The sequence below is a fragment of the Streptomyces sp. NPDC053673 genome, from assembly GCF_055585225.1.
This window is the reverse complement of the sequence record NZ_JBVJKN010000009.1, coordinates 1-17,040: the sequence shown is the minus strand read 5'-3', so window position 1 is coordinate 17,040 and position 17,040 is coordinate 1. Positions and strand designations below refer to the sequence as shown.

The window sequence follows — 17,040 nt, the reverse complement described above, 5'->3', positions numbered from 1 at the left end:
CGCGAAACTCCGCGAAACGCCGCGGAGAACCCGACACCCCTGACACCCCGACACCCTGCAAGGCCTCACTGTGTTCGACGTCGCCGTCTTCGGCTCCCTCTTCCTCACTCTGTTCGTGATCATGGATCCCCCCGGGATCACCCCGATCTTCCTCGCCCTCACCTCCGGCCGACCCGCCAAGGTCCAGCGCCGGATGGCCTGGCAGGCCGTCGCCGTGGCCTTCGGTGTGATCACCGTCTTCGGCATCCTCGGCCAGCAGATCCTTACGTATCTCCATGTCTCGGTGCCCGCACTGATGATCGCCGGCGGTCTGCTTCTGCTGCTCATCGCGCTCGACCTGCTGACCGGCAAGACCGACGAGCCCAAGCAGACGAAGGACGTCAACGTGGCGCTCGTACCGCTGGGCATGCCTCTGCTCGCCGGGCCGGGCGCGATCGTCTCGGTCATCCTCGCGGTGCAGCACGCCGACGGCGCCGCGGCGCAGGTCTCGGTGTGGGCGGCGATCGTCGCGATGCACATCGTGCTCTGGCTGACGATGCGCTACTCGCTGCTGATCATCCGGCTCATCAAGGACGGCGGTGTCGTGCTGGTGACCCGACTGGCGGGCATGATGCTCTCGGCGATCGCCGTGCAGCAGATCATCAACGGTGTCACCCAGGTGATCCAGGGCTCCTGACCCGTTGCGGCAGGTCGCGCCGTCGCGGCGCACCGCCCTTGCAGCACATCGCCCCCGTACGGAACGTGTCCGTACGGGGGCGCGTCGATCCTGGGCGTCACGAAGCCGAAGGCGTTACGAAGCCGAGGCCTGGGCCGGTCGGATGTAGATGCGCTGGCCGACCGCGGCGGCCTGCTGCACCATCCGGTTGACGGAGGCGGCGTCCACAACGGTGCTGTCCACGGCGTTGCCGTCGACGTCGTCGAGTCGCATGATCTCGAAGCGCATGAAAGTGCTCCCTTCTGTCCGTCTGAGTTCCGTACGTTCCAACGGGATGCCGTCTGCAAACATTCCCTACGCTAAGGAAATTTTTTGGATGGCTAACTACTGGCAGGTATGCCACCGCCAGCTCACAATGGGGGCGGTATGAACGACGCACTGCCCACCGAGATCAGCGCCCGCCTGGAGCGCACCAACGAGCTGCTCCAGCGCATGCTCGCCGAGGTCGCGAAGACCCCGTCCACGCATGCCATCTTCGTCGACGCCGGTTACGTCTATGCTGCGGCCGGGTTGCTTGTAGCGGGAACCGAGGACCGGCGCTCCTTCGATCTCGACGCCGAGGGGCTCATAGAGGCGTTCATCGACAAGGCCCGCACGATATTCGCGGACAGCCGCCTCCTGCGCGTCTACTGGTACGACGGCGCCAGGCGCCGCATCCACACACCGGAGCAGCAGTCCATCGCCGAGCTTCCCGACGTCAAGGTGCGGCTCGGCAACCTCAACGCCAACAACCAGCAGAAGGGCGTCGACTCCCTCATCCGCAGCGACCTGGAGTCACTCGCCAGGCACCGGGCCATCAGCGACGCGGCGCTCGTCGGCGGCGACGAGGACCTCGTATCCGCGGTGGAGGCCGCCCAGGGATACGGCGCACGGGTCCATCTGTGGGGCATAGAGGCGGGCGACGGGCGCAACCAGGCCGAGCCGCTGCTGTGGGAGGTGGACAGTCAGCGCACCTTCGACCTCGACTTCTGCCGGCCCTATGTCACGCGCCGGCCCGTCACGACGTACGAGGACGACAGCCCGCCGCCGGACCGCGAGGACGTACGGTTCGTCGGCGCACAGATCGCGGCGACCTGGCTGGTCGAACGTGGCCGTGAGCCCATGGCGGAGCTGCTGCCCGGCCACCCGTATCTGCCCGGTCCGGTCGACCAGGACCTGCTGATGGAGGCGGAGAAGCTGCTCAAGCACTCACTGCGTGGTTACGCGCATCTGCGGCGGGCGCTGCGGGACGGGTTCTGGCAGCACCTTCAGGGGCAGTTCTGATCACCTTCAGGGCCGGATCCGGTCACCTTCAGGGTCAGTTCCGATCCCCTGGTCAGTTCTGATCCCAGAAGTCGATCAGCGCCTCGGCGGTCTCCGCGGGACGGTCCGTGTTCGGCGAATGCTCGGCGCCCTCGATCACCGTGCGGCGCGCGCCGAGCCGTTCCGCCATCGCGTCGAGCAGCGATACGGGCCAGGTGTCGTCATGCGCGCCCGACAGTACGTGCTTGGGCAGCGGCTGTACGGCGGCGAGCTCGGCGATCCGGTCGGGTTCCACGGTCAGCTGCCGGCCCGTCGCCAGCAACTGCGCGGGATTGTGGCGCATCCAGCGCCGCCGCAGGTCCTCGCCGTCGGTGGCGGCCTCCTCCGGCGGGTCAAGCGCCTGCATCGCCTCCCACACCTGCCCCATGTCCATCACCGCGAGCGCGTCGCTCAGCAGCTTGACCTTGTCCTGCTGGGAGGGGGAGATCCGGCCGGGCCCGGACGACATGAGCGTCAGTGTCCGGAACGGCCGCGGGTCGAGCAGGACGGCGGCACGGGCGATCTGGCCGCCGAGCGAATGCCCGACGAGGTGGACCTCGGAGCCCCCCGGGTTGCCGATCTCCTCGGACTGCGCGAGCACGTCCCTGGCCAACTCGGCCTGTGCGTAGGCCTGTTGGTCTGCGGGGCCGTCGCTCTCGTACTGCCCGCGGCCGTCGATGGCGATCGCGCGATAGCCGGCCGCGGCGAGTGGTTCGAGCAACGCGATGAAGTCCTCCTTGCTCCCGGTGTACCCGGGCAGGAGCATCACGGTGCCTTTGCTCGCGCGGCGGTCCGGCTCGGCGTCCAGCACGGCGAAGTCCCCACGGGCGGTGCGGAGGTGGTAGCTGCGGGCGCAGGCGGGGGGCACGAAGGTGGGAGGCCGGCTCATGCGGACGAGGCTAACGGGTAGCCGGGCGCCCGCGTGCAGGGGCTGCCGCGCGGCTGCCGTCCCCGGCATGGCAAAGGGCCCGTCACCCTCCCAGGGGTGACGGGCCCTCAGCGCGAGGGGATCAGGCCTCCGGCTGGGCGGCCTTGGCGCGCGTGCGGCGGCGGCGCGGCTTGGCCGGCTCGTCCGTCGCGGTTTGCGTCGCGGTTTCCGTCGTGACGATGTCCGTCGTGGCCGACGACGCGCGCGTGCGGCGGCGGGGCTTGGCCGGCTCGTCCGTCGCGGTTTGCGTTGCGGTTTGCGTCGCGGTTTCCGTCGTGACGATGTCCGTCGTGGCCGACGACGCGCGCGTGCGGCGGCGGCGCGGCTTCGCGGGCTCCTCCGTCGGCCCGGTCGTCTCCGCCGGCGCTTCCGTGACCGCGGCCGCGGCGGCCGCGCGGGTCCGGCGTCGGCGGCGCGGGGTGCGCGCCTCCTCCACCGTGTCCACCGTCTCCTCGGCGGCGGCCGGAGCCGTGGCCGACGCCGCCGCCTCGTCGCTCACCGGCGACCCGCTGCGCGTACGGCGACGCTGGCGCGGCGTGCGGGTACGGGCCGGGGTCTCCTCGGACGTCGTACGCGCGGACCGTGCGGGACGCGAGCGCGCACTGCGGCCGCCCGGCTCGCCGAGGTCCTCCAGCTCCTCCGCCTCGAGACCGGCGCGGGTGCGCTCGGCACGGGGGAGGACGCCCTTGGTCCCGGCGGGGATGCCGAGCTCCTCGAAGAGGTGCTCCGACGTGGAGTACGTCTCGACCGGGTCGTTGAAGTCCAGGTCCAGCGCCTTGTTGATCAGCTGCCAGCGCGGGATGTCGTCCCAGTCGACCAGCGTCACGGCGGTGCCGGACGCCCCCGCGCGGCCGGTGCGGCCGACGCGGTGGAGGTACGTCTTCTCGTCCTCGGGCGACTGGTAGTTGATGACGTGCGTGACGCCCTCGACGTCGATACCGCGAGCGGCGACATCGGTGCACACCAGCACATCGACCTTGCCGTTGCGGAACGCGCGCAGCGCCTGCTCACGCGCGCCCTGGCCCAGGTCGCCGTGAACCGCGCCGGAGGCGAAGCCGCGCCGGGCGAGCTGGTCGGCGATGTCCGCGGCCGTACGCTTCGTACGGCAGAAGATCATCGCCAGCCCGCGGCCCTCGGCCTGCAGTATGCGCGCGACCATCTCGGGCTTGTCCATGGAGTGCGCACGGTACACACGCTGTGTGATGTTCGCGACGGTCGCGCCCTCGTCGTCCGGCGCGGTCGCGCGGATGTGCGTGGGCTGCGACATGTAGCGGCGTGCGAGGCCGATGACCGCACCCGGCATGGTCGCCGAGAACAGCATGGTCTGGCGCTTGACCGGCAGCAGCTGGATGATCTTTTCGACGTCGGGCAGGAAGCCCAGGTCGAGCATCTCGTCGGCCTCGTCGAGGACGAGCGCCTTGACGTGGGAGAGGTTGAGCTTCTTCTGGCCGGCCAGGTCGAGGAGGCGCCCGGGCGTGCCGACGACGACGTCGACGCCCTTCTTCAGGGCCTCGACCTGCGGCTCGTACGCACGGCCGCCGTAGATCGCGAGAACGCGGACGTTGCGCACCTTGCCGGCGGTCAGCAGGTCGTTGGTGACCTGCGTGCACAGCTCACGGGTGGGGACGACCACGAGCGCCTGCGGCGTGTCGGTCAGCTGCTCGGGCTTGGCCCGGCCCGCCTCGACGTCCGCGGGGACGGTGACGCGCTCCAGCAGCGGAAGTCCGAAACCGAGGGTCTTGCCCGTGCCGGTCTTGGCCTGGCCGATGACGTCGGTGCCGGAGAGCGCGACCGGGAGGGTCATCTCCTGGATGGGAAAGGGGGACGTGATGCCGACGGCCTCAAGGGCCTCGGCGGTCTCGGGAAGGATCCCGAGCTCTCGGAAAGTCTTGGCCTGCGTAGTCAGGGTGTTGCCTCTTCTGTGAGACGCGGCGCGAGGCGAACGCTGGGGGTCTTACCGCACCTGGGTCTTACGCACCTGGGTACTGGACGGCCGGCCGTGGATTGGCCGGAAAGGCGCGGGACCACTGCCGTCGCTCGAGCGCTCGTGCCGCTGAGGTCCCCTCATGTGGCGAAATTGCGCACAGAGGGCTGTCAGGTCGGAGCCGATCGGGCCACCGACCGGGCATCCTCATTCAGAGGGCCCGCCGAAATATCCGGCAGGCTTAATACCACTGTACCCCGGATTCGCGCATGTGTGTTGGGCGAATTCCTGGGAACCGCGTGGCGGCGGGTGCTGACCAGGCACTTCCGCGGCGCGGATGGCGAGCTATTGTGCGCTCCATGGAGACGCCTGACAACGCCACCGCGCCCGCCGCCGACGCAGCCGAAGAACTCACCGGGATCGCCGCCCAGGACTGGGCCGCCGCTTCCGCCGACCCCCAGTACCGCGCCGCGGTCGTGGACCTGCTGGGAGCGCTCGCGTACGGCGAGCTGGCGGCCTTCGAGCGGCTCGCCGAGGACGCGAAGCTGGCGCCGACGCTGGCGGACAAGGCAGAGCTGGCGAAGATGGCCTCCGCCGAGTTCCACCACTTCGAGCAGCTGCGGGACCGGCTTGCCGGCATCGAGACCGAGCCGACCAAGGCGATGGAGCCGTTCGCGGCGGCACTGGACGAGTTCCACCGCCAGACCGCACCGTCCGACTGGCTGGAGGGCCTGGTCAAGGCGTACGTCGGCGACTCGATCGCCAGCGACTTCTACCGCGAGGTGGCCGTACGTCTGGACTCCGACACCCGTCGGCTGGTGCTCGCGGTGCTCGACGACACGGGTCACGGCAACTTCGCCGTCGAGAAGGTACGCGCCGCGATCGAGGCGGACCCGAGGGTCGGCGGGCGGCTCGCACTGTGGGCGCGCCGGCTGATGGGCGAGGCACTGTCCCAGGCGCAGCGCGTCGTCGCGGAGCGGGACGCGCTGTCGACGATGCTCGTCGGCGGCGTCGCGGACGGGTTCGACCTCGCTGCGGTGGGCGAGATGTTCACCCGTATCACCAAGGCGCACACCAAGCGGATGGCTGCGCTGGGGCTGGCTGCCTGACCGCAGGTCAGACGGCGGCTGATCGGCGCAGGCGGCGGGCCGTCGGGCGGATGAGCAACGACAGCGTGACGGCCCCGACGAAGAGCGCGCCCGCCAGGGTGCCGAGGAGATAGCCGGGTCCGAGCGCCGCGTGCGTCAGATACGCCCCGAAGAGTGCACCCAGCGTGCCTGTCGTGTACACGACGCGGGGTGCCGGGAGCCGGTCAGGAAGCCGCCGTACGGCTGACCAGGAGAGCGCGAATCCGAGCAGGACGGAGCCGAGAGCTTCCAGGATCACCACAGGTCACCTCAGGGACGCCGGACGGGCAAATCGGATCGTAGCCCGTCCTACCCGAACCGGCCGGAACGCAACCCTCCGCACGAGCCGGAGAGAACCCGGGGCGATCACCGGACCATCACCCGGTACGCCGCGGGCACGGGGACGAACAAAAGGGCCCGGCGGGGCAGTCCCGCCGGGCCCTTCCGTATGTGTGGTCTAGAGCGCGCCGAAGCCCACGCGGCGCGTGGCCGGCTCGCCGATTTCGACGTAGGCGACGCGGTCCGCCGGTACCAGCACCTTGCGGCCCTTGTCGTCCGTCAGGCTGAGCACCTGCGCCTTGCCGGCGAGCGCGTCGGCAACCGCCTGCTCGACTTCCTCGGCGGTCTGAGCGCTCTCCAGAACGATCTCCCGCGGCGCGTGCTGCACGCCGATCTTGACCTCCACGGCTATGTCCCTCCGAACGGTCAGCGATGCGCGGTCAGCCGCGCCGTACCAGCACACATTAGCCCGGTGAGGCGACGTGACACGGACCAGCCGTGCACGCCGGCAGCGAACAGGCTCGTCAGTGGCCTTCGCCGTGGCCCTCACTGCCGTGCAGCGGGAATCCGGCGATGCCCCGCCACGCCAGCGAGGTCAGCAGCTGCACCGCCTTGTCGCGCGGGATCGCGGAATCGCTGGACAGCCAGTAACGGGCGACCACCTGCGACACACCGCCCAGCCCGACGGCCAGCAGCATGGACTCGTCCTTGGACAGTGCGGTGTCCTCGGCGATGACGTCGGAGATCGCCTCCGCGCACTGCAGGGACACCCGCTCGACCCGTTCGCGCACCGCGGGCTCGTTCGTCAGGTCCGACTCGAAGACCAGCCGGAACGCGCCGCCCTCGTCCTCCACGTATGCGAAGTACGCATCCATCGTCGCCGCGACCCGCAGCTTGTTGTCCGTCGTCGACGCCAGCGCCGTACGCACGGCCTGCAGCAGCGACTCGCAGTGTTGGTCCAGCAGCGCCAGGTAGAGCTCCAGCTTCCCGGGGAAGTGCTGGTACAGCACCGGCTTGCTGACGCCGGCGCGCTCCGCGATGTCGTCCATGGCCGCCGCGTGGTACCCCTGGGCGACGAATACTTCCTGGGCCGCGCCCAGGAGCTGGTTGCGTCGGGCACGGCGCGGCAGGCGGGTGCCGCGCGGGCGGGCCGCCTCTGTCTGCTCGATGGCTGTCACGCCGCCTCCCACGTTCGATGTCACAAGCACAGTGTCGCGTGCGCGCGCTGTGCGCTCGCGCCCGCCATCGTACTTTTGGGTAACCGTGGTGTGCGCGGTGCGAGCGCAGAATTTCACGTACCGGACGCCTGCGGTAGCTGGAGATTCCTGGGAATCCAAACAAATCAGCGGTAGTCGTCCTCGTCGAGTGCGACCACCCGGGCCTGTTCCGCTGCGTCCGCCTCGTTCGCCGCGTCCGGGTGGATGGCGGTGAGCGGGTCGTCGCGGCGTTGTTGCAGCTCCGTGTGCTGCTCCGCGGCGTCGGCCTCCGGGGTCTCCTCGTCGAGTTCGTCGGATGTGAGCGACTGGCCCTGATCGTCTTCTGCGAAGGTTTCCGGGTCCGTCGGGTCGACAGCCATCTGGATCCCTTTCCCGTACTCATGGGCCTAGGGCCTGTCGTTCGGATCTTGCCGGGCTCGCGTGCCCTGGCACGCGCATCTGCGGCGTTGTCGTCAGTCGCCAATGCTCCGCAGTGGCTCCCTCCTCCGCCTTGCATCTGCACGCGCCAGACCCCGCTCGCTGATCCGGCCTGATCCGAACGACAGGCCCTGGGGCTAATACGCCCACTACGAGCCTAGGAGCAAGCTCTCCCCGACGCTATGCGATCTGTGACGGCGAACACAGGATGCGTCGCGTGATCGTCTCGTAACATTGCCCCATGTCTTCGACCGAGCTGCCGGAAACCCGCGCCGCCGCACCGGCTCCGCGGGTCCGTGCCGTACGGGTCGCGGAGGGTGAGAAGCTGCGCTCCGTCGAGCTGCCGGGACTGACGCTCAACGTCCGGACCCGCCCCCCGGCCCGCTCGGGACTGCCCCCCGCGCTGTACGTCCATGGGCTCGGCGGCTCCTCGCTGAACTGGACGGCGCTGATGCGCCGGCTCGAGGACACCGTGGACGGCGAGGCGGTCGACCTGCCCGGCTTCGGCGACTCCCCGCCGCCGGACGACGGCAAGTACTCCATCACCTCCCATGCCCGCGCCGTCATCCGGATGCTCGACGCGGGCGGTCGCGGCCCGGTGCATCTCATCGGCAACTCGCTGGGCGGCGCCGTCACCACGCGTGTCGCGGCCGTCCGCCCGGACCTGGTGCGCACCCTCACGCTGATCTCGCCCGCGCTGCCGGAGCTCCGTGCCCAGCGCTCCGCCTGGCCCACCGCGCTGATGGCGATGCCCGGCGTCACCGGGCTGTTCAGCAGACTGACGAAGGACTGGACGGCGGAGATGCGCGTCCGCGGGGTGCTGGCCCTCTGTTACGGGGATCCGGGCATGGTCTCCGACCAGGCGTTCCGCGACGCCGTGGAGGAGATGGAGCGGCGGCTGGAGCTGCCGTACTTCTGGGACGTGATGGCCCGCTCGACGCGAGGTCTCGTTGACGCGTACACGCTGGGCGGACAGCATGGACTGTGGCGCCAGGCGGAGCGGGTGCTCGCGCCGACCCTGCTCGTCTACGGCTGCCGCGATCAGCTCGTCTCGTACCGTATGGCGCGCAGGGCGTGCGCCGCGTTCCGGGACTCCAGACTGCTGACCCTCCCGGACGCCGGGCACGTTGCCATGATGGAGTACCCGGAGACGGTCGCGGAGGCCGTACGGGAACTACTCGACGACAGCGGTAGGAGCTGATCCGGGGCGTGGGACGACACAGTCGAAAGGGCCCCGCACCCAAGGCCGCCGACACCAGCAGCACCACCAGCACCACGACGACGTCCGCGACCCCCGGCTCCGGCCGGCGCCGGCTCTCCGCCGCCGGGCCGGAGCAGCACTCGGGCCCGGCGGCGTACGGCACCCCGGCGCACGGCGTGCCGCAGGTACGCGGCGGCCATCCCCAGCAGTACGAGGCGGGCGGCGGCTGGGGCACCCCGCAACGCGCCCCGCAGGGCACCTCGCCGGGCGGCCCGCAGCGATACGGCGACTGGCAGGGCGTCCCCCGCGGACACACCGCCACCGCGACCGGGCAGCACCCGGTCGTACCGTCGCCCGGGCGTCAGGGGCCGCCGATCGGTGCCGGTGCCAGGATCCCCGGGCCGCGGCGCGAATTCGTCGAAGCCTTCGACGCACCCGCCGCCGATGAGCAGCAGCAGGACACGCGGCCCGGCGCTCCCGACGGCGCCGCCCCCGAGGAAGCCCCCGCCAAGGCAGGCAAGGGCCGTACCTTCACCGGAATCGCGGCAGCCGCCGTGACCACCGTGCTCGCGGTCGTCGTCGCCGGACAGGTCACCGACACCGGTCCGGACACGCCCGCCACCCAGGCCGCCGACGGCGCGGACAGGAACGCGGAGAACGGCTCGGCGTCGCGCTCGGACCAGCGGGCGGTCCCGCCCCGGGAGGCGCCGGCCGCGCCGGCAGCGCCACCCACGTATGCGCAGCTGATGACCCGGCAGTTCCCGCTCGACCCCAAGCTCAGCGGCTCCGGGAAGTTCGACGCCGTGCCCGGCTTCGCGAAGGCGCCCGGCACGGGCCGGAAGATCCGCTACCGGGTGGATGTCGAGCAAGGGCTCGGTCTGGACGGGAAGCTGTTCGCGGAGGCCGTCCAGAAGACCCTCAACGACGACCGGAGCTGGGCGCACGGCGGTGCCATGACGTTCGAGCGGATCTCCTCGGGGGAGCCCGAGTTCGTCATCACCCTGGCCAGCCCCGGAACCACGGCGGACTGGTGCGCCAAGTCCGGTCTGGACACCGCCGAAGGCAATGTCTCCTGCGACTCCGCCGAAACCGAGCGTGTGATGATCAACGCATTCCGCTGGGCGCAGGGCGCGGAGACCTACGGGCCCAGGGCGATGCTGACGTACCGCCAGATGCTCATCAACCACGAGGTCGGACACCGCCTCGGGCACAACCATGTGAACTGCCGCACGCCGGGCGCCCTCGCCCCGGTGATGCAGCAGCAGACGAAGTCACTGGACATCGACGGGATCAAGTGCCGCCCCAACCCCTGGGTGTATCCCGGCGAATGAGCCCGTCCTCGTCTCCCGGCGATTGAGACCGCGGTCTCAGGTGTGACTCATCGCGCGTTGACATCGCACACGCGGCCCTGGCGCACCCTCGGCACGATGTTCGGCGGCGCGGTGCTCACCGAGTCGCTGTTCGGCATCCCCGGGCTCGGCAAGACCTCGATCGACGGGATCCGGATCTCGCCGCGGTGCACCGCTCCGCTCGGAAGGACCTTCGCAAGGAGCTGGCCGCGGCCTGACGGAGCGTAACGGAATTCGCTTGTAGCGCGACCGAACGCTACGAGACTGCGAAAGTTACGTGCATTCACCCCTTCCGGTGGCGCGATGGACAACCGTCCATCGCGCCACCGGCGTATCCGCATAACGTCTTCCCGCTGCGAGCCGCCGGACCAACGGCGGCCGCCCACACAGGAGATCGGGGGTGTGCTCGTGCGGATCGGACTACTCACGGACGGTGGCTATCCGTATGCGACGGGTGAGTCCAGGCTCTGGTGCGACCGGCTCGTGCGCGGGCTCGCGCAGCACGACTTCGACATCTACGCACTCAGCCGCAGTGCCCAGCAGGAGGACGACGGCTGGATCGCGCTGCCGCCCCACGTCCAGCGCGTACGCACCGCGCCGCTGTGGGCGCCCGAGGACGACATCCACAGGGGCGGCCCGAAGGGCCTCCGCAGAAGGGTGGTGGTGGGCGACGGGCGGGCGTATGGCCGGCGCGAACGGCGCCGGTTCGCCGCCCACTTCAAGGAACTGGCCGCGGCCGTCTGCTCGGAAGGCGAGGCGGGCGGTTTCGCCGACGGCCTGTACGGGCTCGCCGAACTGGCCAGGGAGTCCGGCGGGCTGTACGCCGCGCTGCGTTCCGAACTCGCCGTACGGATCCTGGAATCCGCCTGCCGCGCCCCCGGCGCACGCCGCGCGGTGCACGCGGCGACCGTGCCCGACTACCTGGCCTTCACCGACGAGCTGGAGCGCGCACTGCGCCCGCTCTCGCTCGACTGGTACGGGGACGACTCGCTCGGCGCGGTGGACCTCTGCCACTCCGCGTCCGGCGGCACGGCAGCCCTGCCCGGCCTTCTGGCCAAACGCTTCTTCGGGGTTCCGCTGCTGGTCACCGAGTACGGCGTGCAGCTCCGGGCGCACTACCTCGCCGTCTCGGACGCGCCGCTCGGAGCGCCCGTCCGCGCCCTGCTCGCCGCCTTCCAGGGCTGCCTCGCGGGCGAGGTGTACCGACAGGCGTCGGTGATCACCCCCGGCAACACCCACGCCAGGCGCTGGCAGGAGAAGTGCGGCGCCGACCCCGCCCGACTGCGCACGGTCTACCCCGGCATGGACGGCGAACGCTTCACCGCCGTGGGGGAGGGGGACGACGACGGCGATCCGCACACCCTCGTCTGGGTCGGCCGGATCGAACCCGCCAAGGACCTCATCGCCCTGCTCCACGCCTTCGCGGAGGTGCGCAAGGAAGAGCCGGAGGCCAGGCTTCGGATCCTGAGCGCGCCCGTGCAGAGCGGGGAGGGCGGCGCGTACGTGGCGCACTGCAAGGCGCTGGCCGCGCAGCTCTTTCCCGACGAGGCGGCCGACGCGCACGCGGTCGGCGACAACCCCGTCTCGTTCGAGGAGATCGGCGGCCCCGAGGCCCCGGACCTCGCGGACGCCTACGCCGCCGGAGCAGTCGTCGTCCTCTCCAGCGTCGTCGAGGGCTTTCCGATCAGTCTCGTCGAGGCGATGTTCTGCGGCCGCGCCACGGTGTCGACGGATGTCGGCGCCGTCGTCGAGGTCATCGGCGGTACGGGGCTCGTGGTGCCCCCGCGCAATCCGCGGGCGCTCGCCGACGCCTGTCTCGCGCTGCTGCGCGACCCCGAGCGCCGTGAACGGCTCGGTGCGGCCGCGCGGGCCCGGGCACTCGAACTCTTCACCGTCGAGCAGAATCTCGCGGCATTTCGCGGCATTTACCTGGAGCTCATCTCCCAGAGCCCGGTCCACCGCGACTCGGAGGCCGTCGACGACGACGGCGAGCCGCTGCCCTTCGCCACCCCCGCAGAAGCCCACGTCCCCGGCCACTGGACCGGCGGCCGCGGCCGCCCCCGCTGGGCGGGCCCCGCGCCCATGGCCACCGCGGCCGCCCCAGGAGCCCCCGATGCCTGACTCCACCCCTGCCCCTCGCCCCGAGAGAACCTCCGCGATGCGTCCACGACCCGCGCGGCGCTCCGTCGTCCTGGTCGACGGGCCGCAGCAGCCCGCGAGCCGCGGGGACCGGGACGCGCGCTCGCGGGAACCACTGGAGGACGAGCCCACCGGCGGCGGGCCCGGGCGCGCCCGGAACAAGCCGGCGCGGCGCGGGCCCGCCGATCCCGTCAAGGCGCTCATGCACCGCCACCGCGAACTGTGCGAACGGGCCGTCGACCCACTGGAGATCGCCGCCGGGCTGGAGGCACACGGCGTCACCGACCGTACCGCCGCCCGGTTCCGGCACCGCGATGTCTTCTCGCTCGCCGAGGAGCTGTACGCCCGCGTGCCGCGCGGCGACGCGAGCCCCCGGCCCCCGGCGCGGGACGTGCGCGGCGCGCGCACCGCGCACGTCGGACACACACTCCTGCCGGGCGCCGTCGCCGTCCTCGCCGCCCTGGCCCTGCGGCTCACCGACGACACGGCACGGCTCGCCGCCGGGGCGGTGGGCGGGATCGGGCTCACCGTCGCGCTGGCGTGGAGCCTGCGGCGCGGACCCCTGCGGGCGTCGGGGCGCACGGTGCCCGGCACGCGCCTCCTGGTGTGCTGGCTCGCGGCCTACGCGCTGCTCGGCGACGGGCTGCTGGAGCAGTTCACCGGCGCCGGGCCCGAGGGCACCTGGTCCCTCACGCCCGCCCCGCTCGTGGGCCTCGCCCTCGCCGTCGCCCCCGCCGCCTGGACCGCCCACCTCTTCTCCGTGCAGGCCCGGCGCAGGCTCAGCGGCAGCCGCGGCCTCGAAGAGTTCGCGGCCGGAGCGCGCCCCCTGCTGCTCGCCGTCGTCACCCTGTACGCCGCCACTCTCACCGGCCTGCTCGTCCTGACCTCCGTGCTGCTCCCGCTGGCACTCGGCCCGGCCATCGCCCTCGGCCTGCTGCTCTTCCTCTCCCGGCTGCTCACCGTGCACGGCTTCCCCGAGGCCGCGGCCACCGGCCTCGCCGCCGCCTGTGCCGGTGAGGCCCTGGCCCTGGCCGCCGTCCTCGGCGGCCGCCTTCCCGGCTGCGGCTTCCTCGCCCGGCCCGTCGAGGCGACCGTCGACGCGCTGGGCGCCGGTGCCGTACCGGCCCTCGCCTGTGGCGCCGCCGCCCTGGGGCTGCTGGTCCACGCGACCGCCGCCCTCTCCCGGGCCTCGGCCCACACCACCTGACCCCCCCACCTGCCCCCCGCGCTCCCGCGGAGCCGACGCCGCGGGCATACCCGACCCACCACCCCTGAGGAGACGAACGACAATGACTGCGCACCACCCAGCACCGGCCCGTCGGCCCCGAGGAGCCGCGCGATGAGGGTGCTGCTGCTCGGAGCCAATGGATTCCTCGGCCGTTTCGTCGCCGACAGGCTGCTCGCCGATCCGGCCGTGCACCTCACCGCGCTGGGGCGCGGCGACGACGCCGACGTACGGTTCGACCTCGCGGGCGGCAGCCCGGGAGCGCTCACCCGCTTCCTGGACGCCGTCCACCCCGGAGTCGTGATCAACTGCGCGGGCGCCACCCGAGGCGGTGCCCGCGAACTCACCCGGCACAACACCGTGGCCGTCGCCACCGTCTGCGAGGCACTGCGACGCAGCGGCTGCGACGCCCGGCTCGTCCAGCTCGGCTGCGCCTCCGAGTACGGGCCCTCGCAGCCCGGCTCGTCGACCGCGGAGGACGCCGTACCACGCCCCGGCGGCCCGTACGGCGTCTCGAAGCTCGCCGCGACCGAGCTGGTCCTGGGCTCCGGCCTGGACGCGGTCGTACTGCGGGTCTTCTCACCCGTCGGTCCCGGCACCCCAGCCGGATCGCCGCTCGGCCGGCTCGCCGAGGCCATGCGCCGTGCCATGCAGTCCGGCGACGGCGAGCTCAAGCTCAGCGGCCTCGGCGTACAGCGCGACTTCGTCGACGTGCGGGACGTGGCGCGGGCCGTGCACGCCGCCTCCCTCTCCGCCGCCCAGGGCGTCGTCAACATCGGCACCGGCCGGGCCGTACGGCTGCGTGACGCCGCCGCCGTACTCGCCCGGGTCGCGGGCTACGCCGGCGCGCTCCACGAACTCGACACGCCCCCCACGCGCCCCGGCCACCCCGTCATCGGAGCCCCCCGTGGCCCCGAGTCCCTCGCCGAGCACCTGGGCGCCACCCCGTACCCCTACCCCGACGGCTGCGGCAGCTGGCAGCAGGCGGATGTGCGCACCGCCCGCGACCGGCTGGGCTGGCGGCCCCGGATCAACCTGGAGGAGTCCCTCGCGGACATCTGGATGGAGGCGGCATGCCGCATCTGATCACCACGGACGCCATGCTCTCCGCGACCGGCGCCGACCGGCTCGGCTTCGGCATCCCGGGCTACGCGCATCCGCTGCTCGCCCCGGTCGAATGGGCCGAGCTGACCCGGCCGGGCACCCCGCTGCACTGGGCGGTGCTCAATGTCGCGGACGGGCCCGGCACCTGCCCCGACCCGCACTGCCTGGAGGCCGCGGGGAAGCTCGGCAACGCCGGGATCCGGGTGCTCGGCCATCTCGATCTCGCGTACGGCACCCGCCCCTTCGCCGAGATCGTCGCCGACGCCCACCGCTACCTCGACTGGTACCGGGTCGGAGGGTTCCTGCTGGACCGCTGCCCGGTCGAGCGCGCGGACCTGCCCCAGGTGCGGCGTACGACGGCCACGCTGGAGGCGGTCCTGGAGGGCGGGCATCTGGTCCTGGGCCATGGCACACACCCGTATCCGGGGTACGCCGAGGCCGCCGACCAGCTCGTCACCTTCTCCGGGCCATGGGCCGACTACCGCTGGTCCCAGGTGGCGGAGTGGACCGCGGACTACCCGCCGGAGCGCTTTGCGCACTTTGTGCACGGCGTGCCGCGGACCCATCTGGAGGAGGCGGTACGGATCGCCCGCTGGCAGGGAGCGGGAACGATCTTCTTCACCGATCGGACGGGTGCCCGGACATGCGGCCGGGTGGGAGGTCCCGCGGGGAGCCGGGTGGGACAAAACGGAGCATTCGACGCGCTGCCCGGCTACTGGGACGAAATCGTCTCGCAGATCGGACCGGGTGTCTCGGAATGAGAAGACGCGTGGCACTGTTACAGCGAGAACAACCGTACTGACAACGACCAGCTGTATTGATGAGGTCTCCGTGTCGCTGCCACCCCTGGTCGAGCCGGCTGCCGAGCTCACCGTAGACGAGGTCCGCAGGTACTCCCGCCACCTGATCATCCCTGATGTCGGGATGGACGGGCAGAAGCGGCTGAAGAACGCCAAGGTGCTCTGTGTGGGCGCCGGCGGTCTCGGCTCGCCGGCCCTGATGTACCTGGCCGCGGCCGGTGTCGGCACGCTCGGCATCGTGGAGTTCGACGAAGTCGACGAGTCGAATCTGCAGCGCCAGATCATTCACAGCCAGTCGGACATCGGCCGCTCCAAGGCCGAGTCCGCCCGTGACAGCGTCAAGGGCATCAACCCCTACGTCGACGTGATCCTTCACGAAGAGCGGCTCGAAGCCGAGAACGTGATGGAGATCTTCGGCCAGTACGACCTGATCGTCGACGGCACGGACAACTTCGCCACCCGCTACCTGGTGAACGACGCGTGCGTGCTGCTCAACAAGCCGTATGTGTGGGGTTCGATCTACCGTTTCGACGGTCAGGCCTCCGTCTTCTGGGCCGAGCACGGTCCCTGCTACCGCTGCCTGTACCCGGAGCCCCCGCCGCCGGGCATGGTTCCCTCCTGCGCCGAGGGCGGCGTGCTGGGCGTGCTCTGCGCGTCCATCGGCTCCATCCAGGTCAACGAGGCCATCAAGCTGCTCGCCGGTATCGGTGAGCCGCTGCTCGGTCGGCTGATGATCTACGACGCCCTGGAGATGCAGTACCGCCAGGTCAAGGTCCGCAAGGACCCGAACTGCGCGGTCTGCGGTGAGAACCCGACCGTCACCGAGCTCATCGACTACGAGGCCTTCTGCGGCGTCGTGTCGGAGGAGGCCCAGGAGGCGGCGCTCGGCTCGACGATCACTCCCAAGCAGCTCAAGGAGTGGATCGACGACGGCGAGAACATCGACATCATCGATGTCCGCGAGCCGAACGAGTACGAGATCGTCTCCATCCCGGGTGCGCGGCTGATCCCGAAGAACGAGTTCCTGATGGGCAACGCCCTCCAGGACCTGCCGCAGGACAAGAAGATCGTCCTGCACTGCAAGACGGGTGTCCGCAGTGCGGAAGTGCTCGCCGTGCTCAAGTCGGCGGGCTTCGCGGACGCGGTGCACGTCGGCGGCGGTGTGATCGGCTGGGTCAACCAGATCGAACCGCAGAAGCCGGTCTACTAGTCTTCTGAGTCAGGAGTTCTGTTTAGATGTGTAGGCTTGGCTTGTGGCACGTACTGGGCGGCCGAAGGCCGAGTTGACGCTGTCGGATGAGGAACGCGCCGCGCTGGAGGGGTGGGTGCGGCGT

General features: G+C 71.2%; 18 protein-coding genes. 11 read left to right on the top strand and 7 right to left on the bottom strand.

Translation table 11 applies throughout. The features are described 5' to 3' along the window. Positions 1-70 precede the first annotated feature (70 nt). Positions 71-676, top strand: a complete 606-nt coding sequence (locus tag ACZ6ZQ_RS15265; protein WP_469769010.1) for a MarC family protein — start codon at positions 71-73, stop codon at positions 674-676. Between the two features lie 114 nt (positions 677-790). Here ACZ6ZQ_RS15265 and ACZ6ZQ_RS15260 read toward each other — a convergent pair whose 3' ends face one another. Then, complete coding sequence (locus ACZ6ZQ_RS15260) at positions 791-943, bottom strand: hypothetical protein (protein WP_469769009.1); 153 nt, start codon at positions 941-943, stop codon at positions 791-793. 138 nt (positions 944-1,081) lie between these two features. Between ACZ6ZQ_RS15260 and ACZ6ZQ_RS15255 the strand changes: the two genes are divergently transcribed. Continuing rightward, a complete protein-coding gene (locus tag ACZ6ZQ_RS15255; protein WP_469769008.1) occupies positions 1,082-1,978 on the top strand; it encodes an NYN domain-containing protein in 897 nt (298 codons plus the stop codon). Positions 1,979-2,030: 52 nt separating this feature from the next. On the opposite strand, the gene ACZ6ZQ_RS15250 is transcribed toward ACZ6ZQ_RS15255, so the two are convergent. Next, complete coding sequence (locus ACZ6ZQ_RS15250; RefSeq protein WP_469769007.1) at positions 2,031-2,885, bottom strand: alpha/beta fold hydrolase; 855 nt, start codon at positions 2,883-2,885, stop codon at positions 2,031-2,033. Positions 2,886-3,006: 121 nt separating this feature from the next. Then, positions 3,007-4,728, bottom strand: a complete 1,722-nt coding sequence (locus ACZ6ZQ_RS15245; protein WP_469769006.1) for a DEAD/DEAH box helicase — start codon at positions 4,726-4,728, stop codon at positions 3,007-3,009. A gap of 479 nt (positions 4,729-5,207) precedes the next feature. Between ACZ6ZQ_RS15245 and ACZ6ZQ_RS15240 the strand changes: the two genes are divergently transcribed. Continuing rightward, positions 5,208-5,957 (top strand): ferritin-like fold-containing protein, encoded by a 750-nt coding sequence (locus ACZ6ZQ_RS15240; RefSeq protein WP_469769005.1) that lies wholly within the window; start codon positions 5,208-5,210, stop codon positions 5,955-5,957. 7 nt (positions 5,958-5,964) lie between these two features. Here ACZ6ZQ_RS15240 and ACZ6ZQ_RS15235 read toward each other — a convergent pair whose 3' ends face one another. From ACZ6ZQ_RS15235 to ACZ6ZQ_RS15220, 4 genes are all read right to left on the bottom strand, one after another. Continuing rightward, positions 5,965-6,234 (bottom strand): hypothetical protein, encoded by a 270-nt coding sequence (locus tag ACZ6ZQ_RS15235; protein ID WP_453668808.1) that lies wholly within the window; start codon positions 6,232-6,234, stop codon positions 5,965-5,967. Positions 6,235-6,432: 198 nt separating this feature from the next. Then, positions 6,433-6,660, bottom strand: coding sequence for a DUF3107 domain-containing protein (locus ACZ6ZQ_RS15230; protein WP_469769004.1), 228 nt, complete (start codon positions 6,658-6,660; stop codon positions 6,433-6,435). Positions 6,661-6,778: 118 nt separating this feature from the next. After that, entirely contained in the window at positions 6,779-7,432 is a 654-nt protein-coding gene (locus ACZ6ZQ_RS15225) for a TetR/AcrR family transcriptional regulator (RefSeq protein WP_469769003.1), read from the bottom strand. Positions 7,433-7,596: 164 nt separating this feature from the next. After that, positions 7,597-7,830 (bottom strand): hypothetical protein, encoded by a 234-nt coding sequence (locus ACZ6ZQ_RS15220; protein ID WP_469769002.1) that lies wholly within the window; start codon positions 7,828-7,830, stop codon positions 7,597-7,599. A 299-nt stretch (positions 7,831-8,129) separates the two neighbouring features. Here ACZ6ZQ_RS15220 and ACZ6ZQ_RS15215 point away from each other — a divergent pair, with 299 nt between their 5' ends. The 8 genes from ACZ6ZQ_RS15215 to moeZ all read left to right on the top strand — a co-directional run bounded on the left by ACZ6ZQ_RS15215 (position 8,130) and on the right by moeZ (position 16,916). After that, the gene (locus ACZ6ZQ_RS15215; protein WP_469769001.1) at positions 8,130-9,089 is read left to right on the top strand and encodes an alpha/beta fold hydrolase; all 960 of its coding nucleotides are present in this window, start codon (positions 8,130-8,132) and stop codon (positions 9,087-9,089) included. Between the two features lie 8 nt (positions 9,090-9,097). Continuing rightward, positions 9,098-10,420, top strand: coding sequence for a DUF3152 domain-containing protein (locus ACZ6ZQ_RS15210; protein WP_469769000.1), 1,323 nt, complete (start codon positions 9,098-9,100; stop codon positions 10,418-10,420). A gap of 57 nt (positions 10,421-10,477) precedes the next feature. Continuing rightward, positions 10,478-10,666: a hypothetical protein gene (locus ACZ6ZQ_RS15205; protein ID WP_469769230.1), complete on the top strand. Its 189-nt coding sequence runs from the start codon at positions 10,478-10,480 to the stop codon at positions 10,664-10,666. 180 nt (positions 10,667-10,846) lie between these two features. Next, on the top strand, positions 10,847-12,559 hold the full coding sequence (locus tag ACZ6ZQ_RS15200) for a DUF3492 domain-containing protein (protein ID WP_469769218.1): 1,713 nt from the start codon (positions 10,847-10,849) through the stop codon (positions 12,557-12,559). 37 nt (positions 12,560-12,596) lie between these two features. Beyond that, entirely contained in the window at positions 12,597-13,784 is a 1,188-nt protein-coding gene (locus ACZ6ZQ_RS15195) for a hypothetical protein (protein WP_469768999.1), read from the top strand. Positions 13,785-13,916: 132 nt separating this feature from the next. Further along, positions 13,917-14,888 carry an NAD-dependent epimerase/dehydratase family protein gene (locus ACZ6ZQ_RS15190; protein ID WP_469768998.1) on the top strand — a complete coding sequence of 324 codons (972 nt, stop codon included), beginning with the start codon at positions 13,917-13,919 and terminating at the stop codon, positions 14,886-14,888. After that, positions 14,876-15,667, top strand: a complete 792-nt coding sequence (locus ACZ6ZQ_RS15185) for a spherulation-specific family 4 protein (RefSeq protein ID WP_469768997.1) — start codon at positions 14,876-14,878, stop codon at positions 15,665-15,667. The genes ACZ6ZQ_RS15190 and ACZ6ZQ_RS15185 overlap by 13 nt, the downstream gene beginning before the upstream one ends. Positions 15,668-15,737: 70 nt before the next feature. Next, positions 15,738-16,916, top strand: a complete 1,179-nt coding sequence (moeZ, locus tag ACZ6ZQ_RS15180; RefSeq protein ID WP_469768996.1) for an adenylyltransferase/sulfurtransferase MoeZ — start codon at positions 15,738-15,740, stop codon at positions 16,914-16,916. Positions 16,917-17,040 lie beyond the last annotated feature (124 nt).

What these genes read in the sequence shown, in the direction of transcription:
- ACZ6ZQ_RS15260 (WP_469769009.1), bottom strand. Translation starts at nt 943, where the DNA reads ATGCGCTTCGAGATCATGCGACTCGACGACGTCGACGGCAACGCCGTG.
- ACZ6ZQ_RS15255 (WP_469769008.1), top strand. Translation starts at nt 1,082, where the DNA reads ATGAACGACGCACTGCCCACCGAGATCAGCGCCCGCCTGGAGCGCACC.
- ACZ6ZQ_RS15250 (WP_469769007.1), bottom strand. Translation starts at nt 2,885, where the DNA reads ATGAGCCGGCCTCCCACCTTCGTGCCCCCCGCCTGCGCCCGCAGCTAC.
- ACZ6ZQ_RS15245 (WP_469769006.1), bottom strand. Translation starts at nt 4,728, where the DNA reads ATGACCCTCCCGGTCGCGCTCTCCGGCACCGACGTCATCGGCCAGGCC.
- ACZ6ZQ_RS15240 (WP_469769005.1), top strand. Translation starts at nt 5,208, where the DNA reads ATGGAGACGCCTGACAACGCCACCGCGCCCGCCGCCGACGCAGCCGAA.
- ACZ6ZQ_RS15220 (WP_469769002.1), bottom strand. Translation starts at nt 7,830, where the DNA reads ATGGCTGTCGACCCGACGGACCCGGAAACCTTCGCAGAAGACGATCAG.
- ACZ6ZQ_RS15215 (WP_469769001.1), top strand. Translation starts at nt 8,130, where the DNA reads ATGTCTTCGACCGAGCTGCCGGAAACCCGCGCCGCCGCACCGGCTCCG.
- ACZ6ZQ_RS15195 (WP_469768999.1), top strand. Translation starts at nt 12,597, where the DNA reads ATGCGTCCACGACCCGCGCGGCGCTCCGTCGTCCTGGTCGACGGGCCG.
- ACZ6ZQ_RS15190 (WP_469768998.1), top strand. Translation starts at nt 13,917, where the DNA reads ATGAGGGTGCTGCTGCTCGGAGCCAATGGATTCCTCGGCCGTTTCGTC.
- ACZ6ZQ_RS15185 (WP_469768997.1), top strand. Translation starts at nt 14,876, where the DNA reads ATGCCGCATCTGATCACCACGGACGCCATGCTCTCCGCGACCGGCGCC.